General features: G+C 43.8%; 18 protein-coding genes. 15 read left to right on the forward strand and 3 right to left on the reverse strand.

The genetic code is table 11. The features are described from left to right. Positions 1-5 precede the first annotated feature (5 nt). On the reverse strand, positions 6-896 hold the full coding sequence (gene nhaR / locus L3V43_RS18655; protein WP_010603946.1) for a transcriptional activator NhaR: 891 nt from the start codon (positions 894-896) through the stop codon (positions 6-8). Positions 897-1,074: 178 nt separating this feature from the next. Between nhaR and L3V43_RS18660 the strand changes: the two genes are divergently transcribed. Both L3V43_RS18660 and L3V43_RS18665 read left to right on the forward strand, forming a co-directional pair. Continuing rightward, the gene (locus tag L3V43_RS18660) at positions 1,075-1,380 is read left to right on the forward strand and encodes a hypothetical protein (protein WP_227388010.1); all 306 of its coding nucleotides are present in this window, start codon (positions 1,075-1,077) and stop codon (positions 1,378-1,380) included. 126 nt (positions 1,381-1,506) lie between these two features. After that, positions 1,507-1,932 carry a hypothetical protein gene (locus L3V43_RS18665; RefSeq protein ID WP_237117185.1) on the forward strand — a complete coding sequence of 142 codons (426 nt, stop codon included), beginning with the start codon at positions 1,507-1,509 and terminating at the stop codon, positions 1,930-1,932. Here the strand turns inward: L3V43_RS18665 and L3V43_RS18670 are convergent. Continuing rightward, on the reverse strand, positions 1,924-2,823 hold the full coding sequence (locus tag L3V43_RS18670) for a response regulator (protein ID WP_010603943.1): 900 nt from the start codon (positions 2,821-2,823) through the stop codon (positions 1,924-1,926). The genes L3V43_RS18665 and L3V43_RS18670 overlap by 9 nt on opposite strands. A 92-nt stretch (positions 2,824-2,915) precedes the next feature. Between L3V43_RS18670 and L3V43_RS18675 the strand changes: the two genes are divergently transcribed. The 6 genes from L3V43_RS18675 to arfB all read left to right on the forward strand — a co-directional run bounded on the left by L3V43_RS18675 (position 2,916) and on the right by arfB (position 8,987). Beyond that, positions 2,916-3,719 carry a chromosome partitioning protein ParA gene (locus tag L3V43_RS18675; protein WP_237117184.1) on the forward strand — a complete coding sequence of 268 codons (804 nt, stop codon included), beginning with the start codon at positions 2,916-2,918 and terminating at the stop codon, positions 3,717-3,719. Between the two features lie 242 nt (positions 3,720-3,961). Further along, a complete protein-coding gene (locus L3V43_RS18680; RefSeq protein WP_010603941.1) occupies positions 3,962-5,233 on the forward strand; it encodes an efflux RND transporter periplasmic adaptor subunit in 1,272 nt (423 codons plus the stop codon). Positions 5,234-5,244: 11 nt separating this feature from the next. Beyond that, the gene (locus L3V43_RS18685; protein ID WP_010603940.1) at positions 5,245-5,934 is read left to right on the forward strand and encodes an ABC transporter ATP-binding protein; all 690 of its coding nucleotides are present in this window, start codon (positions 5,245-5,247) and stop codon (positions 5,932-5,934) included. A 9-nt stretch (positions 5,935-5,943) separates the two neighbouring features. Continuing rightward, the gene (locus L3V43_RS18690) at positions 5,944-7,275 is read left to right on the forward strand and encodes an ABC transporter permease (protein ID WP_237117183.1); all 1,332 of its coding nucleotides are present in this window, start codon (positions 5,944-5,946) and stop codon (positions 7,273-7,275) included. A gap of 10 nt (positions 7,276-7,285) precedes the next feature. Beyond that, positions 7,286-8,494: an FtsX-like permease family protein gene (locus tag L3V43_RS18695; protein ID WP_010603938.1), complete on the forward strand. Its 1,209-nt coding sequence runs from the start codon at positions 7,286-7,288 to the stop codon at positions 8,492-8,494. A gap of 79 nt (positions 8,495-8,573) precedes the next feature. Continuing rightward, positions 8,574-8,987 (forward strand): alternative ribosome rescue aminoacyl-tRNA hydrolase ArfB, encoded by a 414-nt coding sequence (arfB, locus tag L3V43_RS18700; RefSeq protein WP_102058239.1) that lies wholly within the window; start codon positions 8,574-8,576, stop codon positions 8,985-8,987. A gap of 19 nt (positions 8,988-9,006) precedes the next feature. Here the strand turns inward: arfB and L3V43_RS18705 are convergent, their stop codons facing one another. Further along, a complete protein-coding gene (locus L3V43_RS18705; RefSeq protein WP_174169676.1) occupies positions 9,007-9,366 on the reverse strand; it encodes a hypothetical protein in 360 nt (119 codons plus the stop codon). Between the two features lie 911 nt (positions 9,367-10,277). On the opposite strand from L3V43_RS18705, the gene L3V43_RS18710 reads away from it, so the two are divergent. From L3V43_RS18710 to L3V43_RS18740, 7 genes are all read left to right on the forward strand, one after another. Beyond that, entirely contained in the window at positions 10,278-13,496 is a 3,219-nt protein-coding gene (locus tag L3V43_RS18710) for a TonB-dependent receptor (RefSeq protein ID WP_237117182.1), read from the forward strand. A 106-nt stretch (positions 13,497-13,602) separates the two neighbouring features. Further along, positions 13,603-14,829: an amino acid deaminase gene (locus tag L3V43_RS18715; protein WP_237117181.1), complete on the forward strand. Its 1,227-nt coding sequence runs from the start codon at positions 13,603-13,605 to the stop codon at positions 14,827-14,829. Between the two features lie 13 nt (positions 14,830-14,842). After that, positions 14,843-15,715: a MurR/RpiR family transcriptional regulator gene (locus tag L3V43_RS18720; protein ID WP_102058242.1), complete on the forward strand. Its 873-nt coding sequence runs from the start codon at positions 14,843-14,845 to the stop codon at positions 15,713-15,715. Continuing rightward, positions 15,715-17,181: a D-aminoacylase gene (locus L3V43_RS18725; RefSeq protein ID WP_237117180.1), complete on the forward strand. Its 1,467-nt coding sequence runs from the start codon at positions 15,715-15,717 to the stop codon at positions 17,179-17,181. The genes L3V43_RS18720 and L3V43_RS18725 overlap by 1 nt, the downstream gene beginning before the upstream one ends. Before the next feature lie 29 nt (positions 17,182-17,210). Next, positions 17,211-17,597, forward strand: a complete 387-nt coding sequence (locus tag L3V43_RS18730; protein WP_237117179.1) for a RidA family protein — start codon at positions 17,211-17,213, stop codon at positions 17,595-17,597. Between the two features lie 37 nt (positions 17,598-17,634). Then, on the forward strand, positions 17,635-19,065 hold the full coding sequence (locus tag L3V43_RS18735; RefSeq protein WP_237117178.1) for a sodium:solute symporter family protein: 1,431 nt from the start codon (positions 17,635-17,637) through the stop codon (positions 19,063-19,065). After that, on the forward strand, positions 19,062-20,015 hold the full coding sequence (locus tag L3V43_RS18740; RefSeq protein WP_237117177.1) for a sugar kinase: 954 nt from the start codon (positions 19,062-19,064) through the stop codon (positions 20,013-20,015). The genes L3V43_RS18735 and L3V43_RS18740 overlap by 4 nt, the downstream gene beginning before the upstream one ends. Positions 20,016-20,022: the final 7 nt, after the last annotated feature.

Consider the following 20,022-nt stretch of genomic DNA (forward strand, 5'->3'; position numbering starts at 1 on the left):
TTAAGTCAGCTGATGCCCTTCGCAAAGTTTACAAATTCGTTAAAAATGGAGTCCTTAATCAATCTGTCTGGTGTGAAGGCGTAGTAATTTTGGTATGCACTTTCAATTGTGCCTATAAGGTTTACATCATAATGGCGCTTCAATTCTGATTGTATTGACAGCGGAGCTGGGAAGATACCGAATCCTTGTTGGCCTAATGCTTTCATTAAAGCACTATCGTCTACATGACCAGCCACTTTAATTTCTATATTTTGCTCTTGGAGCCAAAATTGAATCGAGTTAGTTACAGGGCTGTGCTTTGCTGGAAGAATGAGCGACTGATCTTGTAACGATTTTGGATAATTTGCACTGAGTTGCTCACTGTTTGAAGCTGAACCATATAAGCCAATTTGACTTTTTCCAATCTCGTGGCAAAAAACATTAAAAGGAAGGTGACTATCAAGTGGCTTATCTGCAAGCACGATATCGAGCTTATGCATGGCCATCTGAGCTAGCAATTCTGATTGTTGACCGTCAATACAATGTAAATTGGCAACTTGCTCATTTTCTATCAGTGGAGCAAGCCACTTTGAAACCAATGATTTTGGAATCGCATCAGAAATACCAACTTTTAATGTACGATGTATAGCTGTTGCGCCATCTTGTGTTGTCTCCAACCACTCTTTTGCAATCGAAAACATATCATCCGCATACTGTTTGGTTAAAATGCCGAAGTCAGTCAATCTGAGACCTCTTCCTTCTCTTATGAATAGAGGTTTCCCAAGGCGTGCTTCCAAACTAGATAGTTGCGCACTAATTGTTTGAGGTGTCAAATGAAGGACTTTGCTTGCACCAGCAATACTGCCTTCATTGCTTACTTGCCAAAAATAGTAAAGGTGATTGAAGTTTATATTCATATTGTTCGTAAAAATCTTACTTTAGGTTAGATATAATCAGCTTTTATCTTTTGGTGAACATTAGTAGATTTGATCTCACGGCGCAAGTATAAGTTGAGAGAATGTAGCGAAAACGCTTTGATATTCGAGTCATTCTAAGTTTTCAATACAGTAATATTTGATGCGATTGTCTGAGGTAATGATGAAACTGAATCTTGTTGGTGTAAATGAACCTATAGCGGTGTCAAGTAAAGTGGTTTTCACTAAAGCGATAAATGCAGCGTTAAGTGGTTATACAAACAATATTCGAAAGATAAATGTACGAATTGAAAAGCAGGTGGATAAGCAGGTTGGCAGGCTTACCTTATGCCAAGTTGAGCTTTTGTTACCTGGATTACCGACGTTAAAGGTTAAGACCAAAGGTAAAACCCTGCTGCAGGCGTTAAACCGTGCATTAAGCAATTGTAAGCAAATCTTAAAACAGAATTATTTTAAGCTCAGTTAGTTTTTGAGGCTGAGTGATTCCATTCCCAAGCACTTGCAGCGGCAAGGATGCCGCGCAATTTTTTACTAAAGATATTCGATAAATTACCGATATGTAGGTCAAAGGAATCATGTTGGCCAAACAACAATGAACGTTAACTTTTTAATTCACTCCCCAATTCAATCAGCTACGAGTCAGAATGAGCAGGAAGCCAAAGTTGAAGAGACGAACTCGCACAAGCCTCTTAGGTTATCTGAAGAAGATATGTCTAAATTGTCTGGAGAAGAGGTAAAGGAAGAGCAAGAAGAAGCCGCACTGCCTCCGCATATTCAAAAAATGGTTGAAAAGCTCGAAGAGTTAAGAGAAAAAATTAAAGAGGAACAAAAATTACTTGATGAATTAAAGGCAAGTGACTCTTATTCTGATGAAATGAAAGCTGAGTTGGTGACACAAAAACTTGAATTTATACTGCGCATGCAGAGCCAAGTTGTTGAGTTGACGAAAAATATTCAAGAAGCGCTAAAAGAAGCCGGGATCAGCGATCCGGGGGTCTTGTTAAAAGCACTAGCTTAAAAGTCCGACCAATAGGATTTTCCCTTGCGCCATGTTTGGGCGTTGGCAGCATATATCTATCCTCATATTTGAAGCAGTTTTATACAGACGCTTCAATTTAGGAAAAGGTTTAGTGACTAGCTGTAGGGCTTTTACTCTTAGACTTCTTCTTGTTATTCCATCCAAAAACGCATAAGAAGTTGAGTTTAATGCTGAGTGGCAAGCGGTTAACATGTGCTCTGTGATCTGGTGTTGATGAATGGCTTCAAATCCTGCCTGATCTGTTAAATTTCCAGTGGAAGCGGCGAGCACACAAACTGAATACACATCAAATATCCCTATTGCGCGTACCTTCTGACTACTAGGATCCTCGTATGCAACCATGACGCAAGGCAGGTTATCAGGATCATACTCCATTTGATTAATCTGATAGAGCCTCAGTTCAGTGTCGATATGTTTATTCATAAGTTTTTCAAGTTGTCCAACTTGAGGCAAAGGAACGCCTTTGTGCAGAGTATGAATTTCCCTTGTTTTTGAGCTTTCCTCTGCGGCTTTGACCAAGGGCATGATTTTATTGTGGAGGTCATCATCTGCAAATGGTTTAGACAGCACAAATGCCGCTCCGTAATCAAGGGCTAGCTTTATTTGCTCGCGGTCGTCGACAGTGGTTACCATTGCCATGGTCACACCCAGTTGTTTCTGTTTGATAGCTTTAACTAATGCGAGTCCCGAAATATCAGGCATATGCCAGTCAGTTAATACAATATCAGGATGCCAAGAGCCGATAATTTTCAGGGCTTCTTTTGCACTTTGTGCTTTCTTTATCAACAACTTGCGATATCTAAAACGTACTAAACCGCGACGAATAATCTCAAGTGTTGCCGCACTGTCATCCACGAGCAATATCTTCACAAATTACCACTTTATTGAAAAATATAGATTTATTATAGGCACGATTTTTAACCAATACTAAAATGAAAGTAAGAAAATAATGAGTGTGCAATATGTTTCTAGGTAAACTACCAATTGATGTATTTATCTATATGGCGGTGAATATCGGGCTGCTGATATTGGCTTTTTGGTTCTATATTTTGCTGTTAATCCTCCGAGAGTTTAGGCTCTTTGCAAAGGCTGCTGGTGGAGCTGGGACATCCAACCCAGAGCAACAGTATCTACTCCAACATTGTCGCGAAGCGATAAATAAGTCGATGAAGTTTGTTGAAGATAATCAACATACCATTCAAGAGTTGGCTAATTTACAAGTCCATTTAGAGCAGCAATTAGCAGAGGTTAAACGCTCTACACAGGATCATATCTCGACCGAAGAACAAACTCGCATGGACGATTTAAACAGTAAGCTACTTAAGTCGCATCGATTAATAAAGAAACTTAGGGGGGATCTGTCGAAGAGTTTAGAGCGACTGAAGCAAACAAGAAGAAAACTTTATGACCAATATGAATCTACAGAGGAATTACAAAAAGAAAATGACACATTAAAGCAGCAGTTGGAAGCTTCTAAAGCGATGGGAGGTACGTCCGAGCAAGAATTGGAGCAATTGGTCGCTACCTTTGAGAAGGAGCGTCAAGATATGTCTCTAACGATTAATGAATACAAACGACAAATAGCCGAACAAAATCAGGCTTTGCAACAGCTAATGGTGCAAGAGCAAGAAGTAGAAGATGGGCCAAAGCTTCAGGCTATCCAAAAAGAGTTGGAACAAACGCGAGAAGCATTAGAGCACTTGTCTAAAGAAAAAAAGTTTATCGAGAGTCGGTACTTAGAGGTTGTCAAAAATCAAACCAAATAGTTAACAAAATGTTTTATTTCTCGTGACATTAGTCTTGGCTTTGTGTAAGGTTTAGGCACTCAGGTTACCAGATTTGTTTTAAGCTTTTGAGGTCTACTTCGCTAGATAATTCATGCTTTGGTATTAAATTGTTGGCTTCTAATAATTAAACGAAGAGATGTGATTGTGGTGGAATAGTTAGTAATAATGCTCCAAAAATACATAGTACTCAATAGCTAAGGCAGTGGTAAAAGGATTATTTCATGGCCTATATTCCAGATACGAGCGCTCAAGACTCGGTGGTTGAAAGACCAAAGAAAAATAGATTATTCATAATAGTAATTGGTATTTTTATATTAATTGCTGTTTTTTTTATGACCCCCATTTTTACACAGTGGGCAAGCGGTCAAACAGCTGTTTCTAGCGATAAAGTTCACATAGCATCAGTGAAGCGAGGTGACTTCATCCGCGATATTTCTGTTCAAGGTAAAGTCGTGGCAGCGCGGCGCCCCACTATATATAGCCCTGCTCAGGGAACGGTTACCTACTTGGTAGAGTCTGGTGACAGTGTGGTGGAAGGACAAGTCCTCGCCGTTCTAGATAGTCCTGAGTTGAAAAGCGAATTTGCACAACATCAAGCACAGTTAAACAAGTTAGAAACGGAACTTCAAAGGCAAATTATTCAAGCCAAAAAGCAAGACTTAGCACAAGAGAATTATTTAGGTAAAGCGACTGTTGTGTTAAATGCAGCAAAGCGGGAGATGCGCCGTTCTGAGAACGGTTTGAAAACGCAAGTTGTAAGTGACATTGACTATCAAAAAGCCAAAGATGATCTCGAAAACGCAGAGCGTGAATATCGCCTAGCAATTAAAGAAGTGGAGTTACAAAAAGAAAGCCAAAAATTTGAGATCCGTACCAAAGAGTTAGAGTTTGAGGCGCAAAAAGTAAAAGTGGTGGAGCTTCAGAGGCAAGTTGCTGCTTTAAAAGTACTGTCGCCGGTAGGTGGATTAGTTGGTAACTTGACGGTAGAGCAAAAAAATACAGTCGCCAAAAATCAGCCATTACTTAGTGTGGTGGATCTCTCAAAGTATGAGATAGAGGTGCAAATCCCAGAAAGCTATTCAGACGACCTTGCGCTGGGAATGTTGGCTGAGATAAGTCTTAATGGAGAAGTGTATAGCGGAGAAATAGTTGCTATCTCTCCAGAAATTGAAAATGGTCGAGTTGAAGGGAAAATTCGATTTAAAGACGACACCATTCAGGGGTTAAGGCAAAACCAAAGGTTAACGAGTCGAATTGTGATTGAACAAAAGCAAAATATTGCCTATCTACCACACGGGCAATACATAGAAGCCTATAACGGACAGTTTGCTTACGTAGTAAAAGAGGGTTCTGCAATAAAAACACCAATACAAATCGGATTAAGAAGTATTGGGCAAGTAGAAGTACTTTCGGGGCTTAATGTTGGCGATCAGGTGATTACCTCTGACGCGCGAATCTTTAAAGACGCTCCCAGTGTGAAAATAATTCAATAAGGAGCTGTAATATGCTATCCATGCGTCACTTATCCAAAGCTTACTATACCGATACAATAAAAACTCAAGCCTTGCAGCCATTTGACTTACGTATAGAGCAGGGGGAGTTTGTTTCAGTAGTCGGCCCATCGGGTTCAGGAAAAACGACTTTTTTAAACATTACAGGTCTGTTAGAGGATTTTTGTGACGGGAGTTATGAGCTAGATGGCATCAATGTTGAAAAGTTAAGTGACAAAGCTAAATCTAAACTACGTAATGAAAAGATCGGTTTTATTTTCCAGAGCTTTAACTTACTTCCGGACCTCAACCTTTACGACAATGTTGATATGCCTCTTCGCTATCGTAAATTATCTTCAAAAGAACGTCATGAAAGGATCATGGATGCGTTGAATAAGGTGGGCCTTGCCTCACGTAAGGAGCATTACCCATCGCAACTATCAGGAGGTCAACAGCAAAGGGTCGCGATTGCTCGTGCAATAGCTGGTAAACCTTCATTTTTACTTGCTGACGAACCAACGGGTAATTTAGATAGCAAAATGGCAGATAGTATTATGGAATTGCTCATGGATATTAATACACAAGGAACGAGTGTAGTGATGGTAACGCACGATACGCATCAAGCAGCCAAAGCACAGCGCATTATTGAGATCCGTGATGGCGTGATAATTGAGCGTAAACACTGTAACAAAGCGATTGCTTAGGGATAAGTTATGTTTGGCTACTATCTTAAATTGGCACTTATTTCATTGCGAAAAACGCCGTTTTTATCATTTTTAATGGTGGTCACAATTGCCGTTGGAATAGGTGCTGCAATGACGACTTATACGGTTAGTTATTTATTGGCAAAAGACCCTATTCCTTCTAAAAGCGACAAACTGTTTAATGTTCGCCTAAATAGTTATGGACCTGATAAACCTTTCAATATTTCTCAAGGAAAGGAAGTCCCACCTTTTATTCTTAGCTACCAAGATGCGATAAATTTGCAAAATGCTAAACGTGGTGTGAGGCAAACACCTCTTGCTAGTTTCAAGATGATGTCTCGAGCGACCGAGCAGCCTATTACTGATGCAAAGATGACGTTAATAAGAAGTGCTTATCGTGACATGTTCGGTATGTTTGAGGTGCCATTTAAATTTGGAGGTGCATGGGATGAGACTGCTGACAAAGACGGTCTGCAAGTTGCTGTAATAAGCAATGAATTAAATAACAAGTTATTTAATGGAGAAAACTCAATAGGTAAGTCGTTGCTGATAGGTGATTTGCAATACCGCGTCGTTGGAGTGACTGACGATTGGTATCCAGTTCCCAAATTTTTTGACAACAGGACCCGTGCCTTTAATAAACCAAGGGACATTATTATTCCATTTCAGGCACAGATAAATAATCAACATTGGACTAGCTCTGATGTTTCTTACCAGTGTTGGAAAGAACCCGCTGATGACTCTTTTTTGGCTATTTTGGCATCTGAATGTGTTTGGGTCTCATATTGGGTAGAGTTAAGCTCAGCCGCAGCGAGAAATCAATATATGGACTTTTTGGTTAACTATTCGATGGAACAAAGAGAATATGGCCGGTTTTTACGAGAACCTCTGCATCAACTATTCAATGTTAAAGAGCAGCTTATTGAAAGAAAAATCATTAAGGATGATGGCAATGTGGCGGTTTGGTTGGCATTTGCATTTCTGATTGTTTGTTTACTGAACTGTATGGCTATGATGGTTGCCAAGTTCCATGCTAGGTCTGGCGAAGTTGGGCTTCGCAGGGCAGTTGGTGCTTCCAAGCAACATATTATCGCTCAATTTACTGTTGAAACCTTCATTATTGGCTTAGTGGGAGGGGTGTTAGGCTTGATATTGGCTCAGATTGGGTTGAGTATAACTGCGCAGTTGTATAGTCACTTATATGCTGAAATGTTGGAAATGACACTAAGTATTGTTGTTATGACGATTGTACTTGCGGTAATAAGTGCGGTTACTTTTGGCTTGCTACCGACGCTACGTGCGGCAAAAGTTCAGCCATCAAGTCAGCTGAAATGCCTGTAGGAGTCTTCCAATGAGAGATTTATTGCCAATTTTAAAAACTTTAAGCAAAAATAAAGCATCGCCATTGTTGCTCGTCCTGCAGATTGCGCTGACATTTACCATTCTAGTAAACACCATATATATGATGGTAATTAAAGAGCAAGAACTGACAAAGCCTACAGGGCTTACGGAGCAGCAGTTGTTTAGTTTTAGCACTAATCTTGAAGGTACTGATGAAGAAAAAAATGCGGCGCTTGATACTGATCTTGCAGACATTCGTGCGTTAGCCAGTGTTGAGAGTGCAAGTACGATTACTAGTATGCCGCTTACTAATTGGGGTCGCTCACTAGATGTTGGTTTCACCCCTGAGGAAGATGAAAGGATAACTCACGCAGGCTACTATGGTTCGGATGACACCATCGTTGATACACTCGGATTGCGTGTCGTAGCAGGAAGAAATTTTAAATATAATGACGTGATACACAAATACTTTGATGGTCACTCTGAGTCCGCAAGTGTTTTAGTCTCGCAAGCTTTAGCGCATAAAATTCGCCCGAACGATTGGCGTAGCGTGGTTGGAGAAACTATTTATGTTGAATCGGTACCGCAAAAGGTTGTGGGTATCGTTGAAACTATGAAGTCTCCTTGGCGGTTCTGGTATGCGTACGATATGACTGTGATTGGATCTATTAGAGAGCATTATGAAGAAACAATTATTGTTGTTAGAGCGAAACCAGACCAGCGAGAAACAGCAATGGCTGAAGTTCAAGCATTATTACTTAAAAAGCCTGGTCGCCAGGTTGATGCGTTTAAGTCCTTTGAACAAATAAAGACAGAGAACTTGCAGGCCGATTATGCAGTGAGCCAAACATTAAAGGCGGTAATTGCCGCGTTGGCATGCGTTACTATGTTAGGAATATTTGGTCAGGCAAGATACACCGTTCATAAACGTCGCAAGCAAATCGGTACTCGACGCGCGCTCGGGGCGACTCAGGCCGATATTCTACGCTACTTTATGATTGAAAATGCGGTGGTGTCTTTATTTGGCATTACTCTGGGTATAATCATCGCAATCACTGCGAATATTTACTTGGTTAATTACTTTGGGCTCACCAGTGTACCCGGTGATTATTTGATTGTTGGTGCGATTATTATGCTCGTTGCTGGTCAGTTAGCTGTTACTTACCCCGCAATGGTTGCTGCAAAAGTACCACCTGCTATTGCAACTCGTACAGCATAATCAGTTTTCAGTGCTCGTTGCTGCTATTTCAAGCCTTCAGTTACTTTGCTAAAATGGTAAACGGAGGCTTGAAAAGACTATGCTTAAAATCTCAAATAACGTCACGCTTGCAGAGTGGGAAATCGATATTTCCGCTATTCGCGCACAAGGTGCGGGTGGACAAAACGTCAATAAAGTCTCCAGTGCCATTCATCTTAGGTTTGACATCAACCGCTCAACATTGCCTGATTTTTACAAATCGCGGCTACTTGCACTTAAAGACTCAAGAATTACCAAAGAAGGTGTCATTGTGCTTAAAGCACAGAGCTTTCGCACCCAAGAGCAAAACAAAGAAGATGCCTTGGAGCGGCTAAAAACACTGATCCTCGCGGCCACCAAAGTTGAAAAAACACGCAGAGCCACCAAGCCAACAAAAAGCTCGCAAAAGAAACGCCTGAATCAAAAGACCAAACGGGGCCAAACCAAATCATTGAGGGGGTCGGTCAATTGGTAAGGGTTTAATTGAACTTAGCCTAGTTGTTGAGGATGGTTTCGTTTTTCTTGTATCTAATAAAAGCAAGGTTTGCCATCAAAATTAAAAACCCAATACTTAAATAACCCAAAAACAATATGAAAGTAAATGAGGTGATTTTTAAATCAACACTGGATGCTATTAGTAGAAGTATATTGGAAAGAATACTCGACACAAAGATGGTTACAGCTACTGTATTAGCATGTTTTAATCGCTCAGAAGAGGCTGACAGTGATATTAGCGCTACTATAAACCAATGATAATTTGAAAAGGCTTCCTCTTTCACAACAATGGTGTAAATCATTGTTACGATGAAACCAAGCATCGGTAACAAAGCTACAGAATTTAAAAATTTACTCATAATGTCCTCTTGAGTGTATATCGCTAAGCAGATTGCTCTTCCCCAAAAGTAACACCGTTTGGCGTTTTTACTGGGATCCTAAATCTAAGAATAATACTACAATTATTGGTGCTAATTTGGCAAAACATGTTTTGCCGACAGATCATCTCAATAAATAACATGAGCTTCGGATAATTAATGCCTTCCTAGTAGCCAGTTTTAGCGCTAACTGCGTAAATTCGCCTTGCCTACACGAAGTAGGTACCTTAGTGAGAGCAGGACGCAGAAGCGGTGTTATCTCTAAAACTCTCTGGCTAGACAAAGAGGTAAATTAAGTTGTGCGTTAACAGCAATGAGTTAACTCATTCCTTTTCCAAACCTCAGGTTAAATAACCTGAGCTGTGGATAATTAATGCCTTTCTAGCAGCCTGTTTTAGTGCTAACTGCGTTGAATTCACTTCCAATAGCCAGCTATTGGCGCGTAAATTCGCCTTGTTTTCCCTAAAACTCTCTGGCTAGACAAGGAAAAAACTAAGTTGTGCTTTAGCAACAATGAGTTGGAACATTCCTTATCCAAACCTCAGGTTAAATAGATTCATAGTTATTTGTCTCGAAGGGGGTGCTGATTTACTTTGAAGTCGCTCTGAGTGGTCCCCAAGCTCGTTACTTTCCTCCAAAGAAAAATCTATTTTATTGCTTTTTATTTCAATGCAATAGCATATTTCGTCAATGTTTTCATAAAAAGTGTTTGCTTTTTAGTCTGTAATGTTAAAAAGTAACAGTGTAATCTTTGGTTTTTGTTAGTAAGTAACATGTGATGTGTTAGGGGCGTTTAGAGCACGTCACTGTGTGGTAGGTTTTTGGGCTGTGGTGCTAGAGATGGCATTGCTGGCTTTTTCACTGGTTTTTAAAAAGAAGAAAGGAACAAAAAAATGTCAAAACTAGTCACCGGTATTGGTAAACATAACCCTAAACGAAGCAAACTGAGCCTTGTGGTTTCATCTGTACTTCTTGGGTTTTCTCCACTTTGGGTTGCCGCCGAAACTGTGGGTCAAAATGACAGCGATGTCAAATCTGCGACTGAGAACGAAGCGGTTGAAGTCATTGAAGTTCGTGGGATCCGAGGCAGTATCAATAGTGCCCAAAACATCAAGCGCTTCGCTGATACGGTCAAAGACGTGATCACGGCGTCAGATATCGGGGCATTACCAGACAAATCGGTGACTGAAGCGCTGCAACGTGTACCGGGTGTTACGATTGAGCGATTTGCATCGTCCGATGACCCTAAACATTATGCTGATGAAGGTACAGGCGTGTTGGTTCGTGGCCTAGACAGGGTTCGCTCTGAGGTGAATGGCAGAGACGCTTTTAGTGCAAATCCGTCAGGCGGTCTGAGCTATGAAGACTTTCCTGCTGAATTGCTAGGTGCGGTAGAAGTGGTTAAAAACCAAACTTCGGATCTTATTTCAGGCGGTATATCTGGCACGGTGAACCTTATCACCCGCAAACCATTTGACTCTGACGACCGGCTTATCTCGTTCAATGCAAAGGCCAACTATGGCGACTTTAGAGAAGAAGTGACGCCTTCGTTTTCAGCGTTGTTTTCCGACAGTTGGGAAACCAGTGCAGGTAAGTTCGGATTCTTAATTGCGGCTTCCTCATCAGAATATCAGACTCGAGGAGATGGTGTTGGCCTTGGCAATTTCCACTCTCGAGGCGATTCCTTTATTCCTACCTTGGATCAATGGGGTGGCATAACCGGTGTTGATCCATCATCGCCTGTGGATGGCCCCGCTTTACCAGGGCAACCAGCTGGCAGTGTATGGCATGTGCCTGTCGCTATCCATATGAGCACGGCAACTAATGACCGTGAACGTACCGGCTTAACCTCTTCACTGCAGTGGGCAAATGCTGATGAGACCATAGTTGCGACATTAGAGCACATTCGCTCAGAAGCGTCTCTTGAGTGGAACGAGCGGCAAATAGGACAAGCAGCTCAAGGGTTTAAAGGTTTTATGGGGTCTTCACAAAATTGGACTGAAAATACGGAAAGTGGCCACCCACTAACTACAGATGATGGTTTTGTGACTTCCGGTATTGCACTTGGCGTGAGCCCCGAAACGCCATTCTTCTATCGTAGTCGTTGGAATTACAACGAAAATACCGTGAAGGACACTTCATTTAAACTAACGTTAAAACCAATAGATAGATTGACGGTCGATTTTGATTACCAGCGGATCGACTCCGACAAAGAAGTGCAAAACTACAGTATGTCGGGTCAAACACGGGGGAACCATGTCCACGTTGTCTCGCCTTATTTCCTCGATATGCGTGGCTCAAGGCCGACAGTAGAGTTTCTCAGTGACAATATTCTAACGGCAGGTTGGTCACCCAATGAAGATTGGAATGGACCTGTGCCTAACCTGTTTTTGGGCAGCGGTATGGAGCAGGTTGAGCGCAATACGGCAGAATCAGACAGCGTTAAACTGGATTTTAAGTATGAGCTAGACGGTCATTTCACGAGTGTCAGTTCCGGTTTTTATATGTCAGATAAAGACCTAACGGTGCGAGATACCGCTTACGAGGGCTGGTCTGCAATTGGCACCCCTTGGATCCAAGATGACCGAAATGCCGCCGCGGCGGTAAATCGTCCAGAATTATTTGAGCGCGTTGATTTTTCAGATTATTACAATGGTCAGGTATTACAGGGGCCAGTCAATAACTTCTTGTTCCCAAGTATGGATCTGGTGAAAAACTACGCCGACTCTTTGCGCCAAGGTTGTCGTGATGGTTGGCACAATGCCACCAACAGTGCGGCAAACAACGGTACATGCTCTGGCACTTATGTACCTTATGCAGACAAACCCAATCGCGTTGAAGGCCCATTCGCCGCACACAATATAAGTTCGACCAACGAGAAGCGTACTGAATTTTACATTCGCGGTGATTTTGACTTCGAGTTTCAAGACATTCCAGTGGTGGGTAACGTTGGCCTGCGCTATGTAAACTATCAATTAGAGTCTACGGGCGCTTTGGTGCAACCCGCCCTCATCAAACGTGGTGAAGAGGGGACATCACTTAATAATGTGATGCAGCAGGCAGAATATAAGCGATATTACGACATTGCAGGGGGAGAGTCCGAACTCAGTACCGTTGATGGCACAGATTATAGCACTTTGCTTCCGAGCTTAAATTTGAGTTTTGGTGTATCAGAAGACGTAGTGGTGCGATTTGGTGCATCAAAAGCGTTGTATTACCCAAGTTTAGTTGATGCCAGAAATATCAGTATTCTTAACTTGGATTACACTCGCGTGCTACAAACTCCCGGCGCTGATTACGACGAGGCAACTAACCCCGTTGTTGGGCTAGACGATATCAGTCTAACGGCGCTTTCTGGGAATCCATATTTAGAGCCTGAAGAAGCAATAAATACTGATTTAACTACCGAATGGTATTTCGCGTCCGCAGGTTATGTGACGGTAGGACTATTTCACAAAAAGCTAGATAATATAATCCGTAGCCGCGCCTTTGATCTTGATGTGTCTTATGGTGGCGAAGATTATGATGTCTCTGCTTATGGCCCCGCTAACACGGGCTCTGGCACCATTCGTGGGATGGAGTTTTCCTACTCACAATTCTACGACATGTTACCGGGTGCATGGAGCGGTTTAGGTTTGCAACTTAACTTTACCTATATCGATCAAGATGGACTTGAAGATCCAAATGAAGTCTCTAAAGGCACGCTTGGTTTCGATGAAAATGGAAACCCGCTAACCGATAATCGGAATACCTTCCGAGTGTTTGGAGGTTTGCCGCTACAAGGTTACTCTGACCAAAACTTTAATATCATTGGTATGTATGAGTACGAGGATATTTCTTTTCGCCTTGCATACACTTGGCGCTCTGAGTATTTGCTCACACTTAGGGAATCTGAAGAGTACGTCCCTGCCTATGCAGAGGCGTCAGGTATGATGGATGCAAGCTTGTATTACACCATCAACGACCATTGGAAAGTGGGTTTTGAAGCCAGCAATTTATTGGATACGGAAACCAAAACCAAGTATCAGATGGACCAAGCTGGGACAAAAACGCAGGCACTCAACTTTACTACGGATAGACGTTTTGCATTGAGCGTCCGTGCGACTTTCTAACGTCAGCAAAGGCCAAGTGCAGCTTGGCCTGATACCAATCGCAGTAAGTCAATACGCTATTTTGACGTGGAGAATTAATGTTTAAACTCAAGGATTTGAATAAACGATGACAATATTAGCGAAAGGCACTGGCGACCCACTGCAACTAGAAGATAGCGGCTGGGATATTCTCGCAGAGCAGGTCAGTTTGCCAGTTGCAGTGATAAAGCAAGACGCCATCAACCACAACGCGAATTGGATGGCGAATTTTGCAAAGGAAAGCCAAGTATTATTGGCACCCCACGGCAAGACGACGATGTCTCCAGCGCTATTTACACTACAGCTTGAACATGGCGCATGGGCTATCACGGTAGCGACCGTGCCACAAGTTTCCGTAGCCATAGTCGCGGGCGCAAAACGAGTGATCTTAGCGAATCAACTTGTTGGCGAATATCATATGAAGCAAGTTGCAAACATGCTTACTGATACTGACGTTGAGCTCTATTGTTTTGTTGACTCTATTGCAAATGCCCATGCCTTAGGCACATTTTTTACTCAGCATTCGCTGCGCATTTCCATTTTACTCGAGGTGGGAGTTGAAGGTGGTCGCGCTGGTTGGCGCAATCTTGCAACGATAGTGCAGCTGGTCAATGTATGCCAACAGTATGCTAGCTTAGAGGTAGCAGGTATTGGATTTTATGAAGGCGTGATCCACGGTGATAATGCCGAGCAAAGGATTGCCACATTCGTTAGTTCAGTAATAAAAACGGCGGCAGATTTACGACAAAAAAACGTGTTTTCAAAGGCGTTACCTATTATCACGGGGGCGGGGTCTGCTTGGTACGATGTTGTGACAAAGACACTAAACAAAAGTGAACAGGCTCAGCAATTTCGTTTTGTGATCCGTCCCGGCTGCTACCTTATTCACGATACTGGGATCTATCAGGATGCGCAGCAAGCGGTGTTATCACGGAGCAATCTCGCTTGCGATTTGGGAGAAAGTTTGGTGTCGAGCTTAAGTATATGGGCTTACGTGCTTTCGACTCCAGAGCCGGGTGTCGCGATAATTGGCATGGGTAAAAGGGATGTCGCATTTGATGCTGGCATGCCCACACCAGAGCTGATTTACTCTCCGCCGTCAAAGCAGCTGTGCTCATTAGGCGGCGCGGTAAAGGTCGAAAAAATCATGGATCAACACGCTATGGTAAGTATTGCATTTGGATGCGAGGTGCAGGTTGGCGATATGATCTGCTTTTCGACTTCTCATCCTTGCTTGACCTTTGATAAGTGGCGACAAATTGGTGTTGTCGAGCGGGATTGGGTGATCACCCAAACCATTTCTACCTATTTTTAATTGAGGCGAAGCTGTGGACATTATTAGCAAAATTAAGGAAGGTTTGGGGCATTTTAGCCCAGCGGAAGAAAAAGTCGCTCGGCTTATTTTGGCTGAGCTTAACTTTGCCGCAAGCGCATCCATTAGTGAGTTAGCTGAAAAAGCACAGGTCAGTCATGCCAGCATCACACGGTTAGCGCGTAGCTTAGGCTGCATCAATGTACGTGACCTTAAGTTTCAGCTGACACAATCAGCCGCAATTGGTGAGCGTTTTACAAATCCTGAGCCAATTGAAAAAGAAAAGATTTCTCATGTTTATACCTCTATTCAGGAGATCCTTACGCTCAATGCGGGACTCATCGATGAAGCGGTTGTGGAGCAGGCGAGTGAAGTGATTTGCGCCACACGTCATTGCTTAATTTTTGGGGTTGGTGGTGGTAGCAGCCTGATGGCACAAGAATGTCAAAATCGCTTATTTCGCTTGGACGTACTTAGTAATGCTCACTCCGATCCTATGATGATGCGCATGGTTGCCGCAACCGTGAATAAAGGGGATGTGGTGATTTGTCTCTCGCTTAGTGGTGTTTCTCCTGATGTGAAAGCGGCGGCGCTTATCGCCAAAGAGTATGGTGCTGAGGTTATTGCTATTTGCCCAGTGAGCGACTTGGCGGACATTGCCGATCACCACTTAGCCATCAAAACTCAAGAAAGTGATTACATCTTTAAGCCCAGCGCTGCACGCTATGCCATGATGGCGGCAGTGGATATCTTGTCGAGCGAAGTTGCTATCCGCAATCAAAAGCGCTCAAGAGAAAAGCTTCGACGGCTTAAAACCCAGTTAGATCAGCATCGAGATAAAAACAGCAATATGCCACCTGCCGATAAACGCTTTCCGCTGGGGGATTAATGCTGAGCTCATCTCCTTATGTTGATACCCTCATTCAAGGCGCAAAGGTGTATTTTGAACCAGGCTCTAAAGCACAAGTGGTGGATGTCGCGATTAGCAAAGACAAAATTGTTGCGCTTGGCAACTGCAGCCATTTGCAAGCACTGCAATGCATCGATGCCACGGGCTTAGTGCTCGCGCCTGGTTTTATTGACGTACATACCCATGATGATCTTGAAGTTCTGCGAGGCCCACATATGCTGAGCAAAGTGAGCCAAGGTGTCACCACCGTCATTGCCGGTAATTGTGGCATTAGCGCAGTGCCTTATTGTGCAGATCAAGCGCCGCTTGACCCCATTAACTTACTCGGGGAACAGTCAGAATTCGCCTATCGTGAACTACAGGATTATCAACACGCCTTTAGTAAGGCTGCTCCGAGTGTCAATTTAGCCATGTTAGTTGGTCATACAACGCTCAGAGCGCAGGTCATGACGGATTTATCTCAAGCCGCCAATGCGCAAGAACTTGAACAGATGAAAACCTTGCTGCATCAAGCGATGGCGCAGGGGGCGATAGGCTTTAGTACTGGCCTTGCTTATTACAATGCGAAGGGGGCAAGTCAAGCTGAAGTGAATGCGTTGGCCGAGGTTGTTACACCATTTGATGGTATCTATACCACGCATTTACGCACAGAATTTCAAGGAGTCATCCGAGCTATGGATGAAGCCTTTGCTACGGCAGAGCATGCCAAACTGCCGCTGGTTATTTCACATATAAAATGCGCTGGTAGAGAGAATTGGGGCAGAGCGCCTGAGGTATTAGCGCATTTTGAACTGCATAGAAAAACGCATCCAGTGAGCTGCGATTGCTACCCTTACGCCGCGAGCTCAAGCACCTTAGATCTTAATCAAGTGACGGAGGAGACGGATATTTTTATCACTTGGTCGGAGTCTCATCCAGAACTTGCACAGCAAAGCTTGGCAAACATTGCCACGCAATGGCAAGTGTCTCAGCGTGATGCTGCAAAGCGCTTGCAGCCAGCGGGCGCTGTGTATCACTGTATGCTGGAAGATGATGTGCAGCGGTTTGTAAGTTATGAACACAGCATGGTGGGGTCTGATGGTTTGCCGTGCGATCCGCATCCGCATCCGAGACTGTGGGGGACATTTCCGCGGGTGCTTGGACATTACTGTAGAGAACAACAATCGCTGCCGTTGGCATTGGCTATCCACAAAATGACAGCGCTGCCAGCGGCGCGCTTTAAGCTGCGGCAACGTGGCAATATTCAAATTGGTTATTTCGCCGATCTGGTGTTATTCGACCCCAACCGGGTGTTAGACCAAGCAAGTTACAGCAATCCAAAACAACTTGCCTCAGGCATTGTGAAGGTTTGGGTGAATGGCAAGCTCAGCTATGTTGAAGGCGCGAATGCAGACACCATTGTCGATTTCGGCCGAGCAGGACGATTTTTAACGCGTCAAAACTAATAAAAATCAAAAATCATCAAGAGGTTAACATGACAATAAGAAGAATAGGTGCTGAGGGCGGCACGGGCACTGGTGGACAACACTTACCCTTTGCACGAGCGGTTGAAGCTGGCGGTTGGTTAAAGGTCTCGGGGCAAACGCCAATGCGAGATGGTGAAGTGGTTGAGGGTGGCATTGTTGAGCAGTCGCGTCTGGCCATCGAAAACTGTATCGCGATTATGACCGAGGCAGGTTATGGCCTTGAGCATGTTACGCATGTTTCTGTGGTATTAACTGACGCAAGATATTTTCAGTCCTTTAATAAGGTTTTTGCAGAGTATTTTTCAGCGCATCCTCCTGCGCGAATTTGCATGGTGGCCGACTTAGTCGTGGACTGTAAAATTGAGGTTGATGTCACCTGTTACAAAGGCGAATAGACGTTATACGAACAACAATGTTCACAGGAGGAGAAGCATGATGGATAGTCAGCAAGTGTATTTGCTTATTTTTCTGTTGTATTTGTCTGCCGTGATAACGGTGAGTTGGCTGGCATCTCGGTGGCAACGGTCAAATTGTGACTATTTATTAGCTGGGCGAAAAGTACCGTTGATGCTGACACTAGGCACCACCGTTGCCACTATGGTTGGCACTGGCTCGTCGATGGGAGCGGTAGGCTTTGCCTATCAACACGGTTGGGCGGGCACGCTTTATGGCATTGGCGGCGCGCTAGGTATTTTATTGCTAGCTTGGTTGTTTGCACCGGTTAGGGCTGAGCGCTTTGCGACAATGAGCGAAGAGTTAGCAAGCTATGTAGGCAATCATCAAGTCGTTAAAAAACTCTTAGCGATATTGATTTACGCGGCAAGTGTCGGCTGGCTTGGCGCACATTTGATTGGCGGGGGCATGTATTTAGCTTGGCTCACTGGACTAGATGAGACCAGCGCTAAACTGATTATTGGACTGGGACTTGCGGTATATGTGACCTTAGGCGGATATTCGGCGGTAGTCTGGACGGATGCTATTCAGGCAGTTATTTTGTTTTCGGGCTTTTTGTTGTTGACCTACTTTGTAGTCGAGGTGGTCGGTGGTTGGCAAACACTAACCAGTGCTTCGGTTGCAGCGGGAGCTGGGCTCTTTTCATATCAAAATATTGGTTTGTTGCCTGCTATTTCAATGGCGCTGGCAGTGCTGGTGGGCGTATTGGCAACACCATCGTTTAGGCAGCGGATCTACTCCGCCAAAAGCATAAGCAGTATTCGTATGTCGTTTATTATCTCGGGATTACTTTATTTAGGGTTTTCATGTATTCCTGCTGTGATTGGTATTGGTGCTTATGCAGTTAACTCGAGTTTAGACAACCCTTCATTTGCTTTTCCCTATTTGGCGTTAACGGCGATGCCGGTGTTGATTGGCGGCTTTATTTTATTGGCGGGTATTTCCGCAACGCTTTCTAGTGCCAGCTCCGATGCCATTGCTGGAGTCAGTGTGTTGGTTGCTGATATTTATCTGACTTGGTGTAAGGGAAATATTGCGCCACACAATCCGCTTTTGGTCTCTCGTATTGCCATGCTGACTACCGTATCGCTGGCATTATTTATGGCGGTGTTGTCGAGCGACATTATTAGCTATATCACCAAAATGATTTCCGTTGTATTAGCGGGGCTTTGTGTGATGGGGTTATTGGGGCGCTTTTGGCAAGGTTATACTTGGCAAGGCAGTTTAGTCACCTTGATGGCAGGTTCAGTGGCTGCTCTGCTCGTTGGTATGAACGACGATTGGCTGGCTTATTTTGGTAACCCGATTATTCCTGCGCTGATCAGTGCTTTGGTGTTTGGTGTATTGACGAGTGTGGTGACAAAACCCAGTGTTACCGCATCGCCCGAAAAAACGGAAGTGGCATCATGAAAGGCGCAATAAAACAGTTGCTGTGTTTTGGTGAATGCATGGTGGAGCATAGAGCAGACGGGACTAGCTCGTTTGGCGGTGATACTTTTAACACGGCTTGGTACTTGACTCAGTTACTCAAGCAAAGCAACGATAACCACATCGCAGTCAGTTTTGCCAGCGCCATCGGTACGGATAAGGCCAGCACAAACTTGCTTGATATGTTATCAAACACCAACATCAGACAAGACTATATTTCGCTTGAACCACATAGCGCGCTTGGCGAGTACTGGATTACGCTCGATGAGAAAGGAGAGCGACGCTTTACCTTTGCCCGTGAGCACAGCCCTGCAAGGCATTATTTTAAGCGTGATGAGACGTTAACTCAGGCACTTCACAACAAGCTTATTGATGCGATTTATCTCTCTGGAATAAGCCTTGCCATTATATGTGAGTCGCAGAGAAAGCACTTGTTTGAGGCGTTAGCCGCGTTTAAAAACAGAGGTGGGCTCATCTTTTTTGATAACAACTATCGCCAAACCCTTTGGCGTAGCGATAACCCAAAATTAAGTTATCAAGCTGTAATGGCGCTGGCGGACATCGCATTTTTAACCGACGAGGACGAATACGCAGTGTATGGCACCGCAAATGTGGACGAAATAATCGCAGAGCATAAAAAACAAAGCTCACAACTCTTAGTTATTCGCCAAGGTGCTCAGCCATGCGTGATCGCGCCAGCTGATGATTCTTCACCCATTTATATCGCGGCGCAAAACATAGCGCCGCAGCTTATCTTAGATACCTGTGGTGCGGGCGATGCGTTTGCAGCGGGGTTTTTAGCACACTGGCTGAAAGGTTGCGATTTGCAAACGGCTGCGTGCTTTGCACACCAAATTGCCGCCGAGGCTATTCAGCATCACGGCGCGCTGATATCCGCCGACTTTCTGCCAAAGCTTGTTACTCAGGAATAGTGTCATT

The sequence above is a fragment of the Pseudoalteromonas sp. L23 genome (assembly GCF_021728455.1).
Taxonomy (GTDB): Bacteria; Pseudomonadota; Gammaproteobacteria; order Enterobacterales; family Alteromonadaceae; genus Pseudoalteromonas.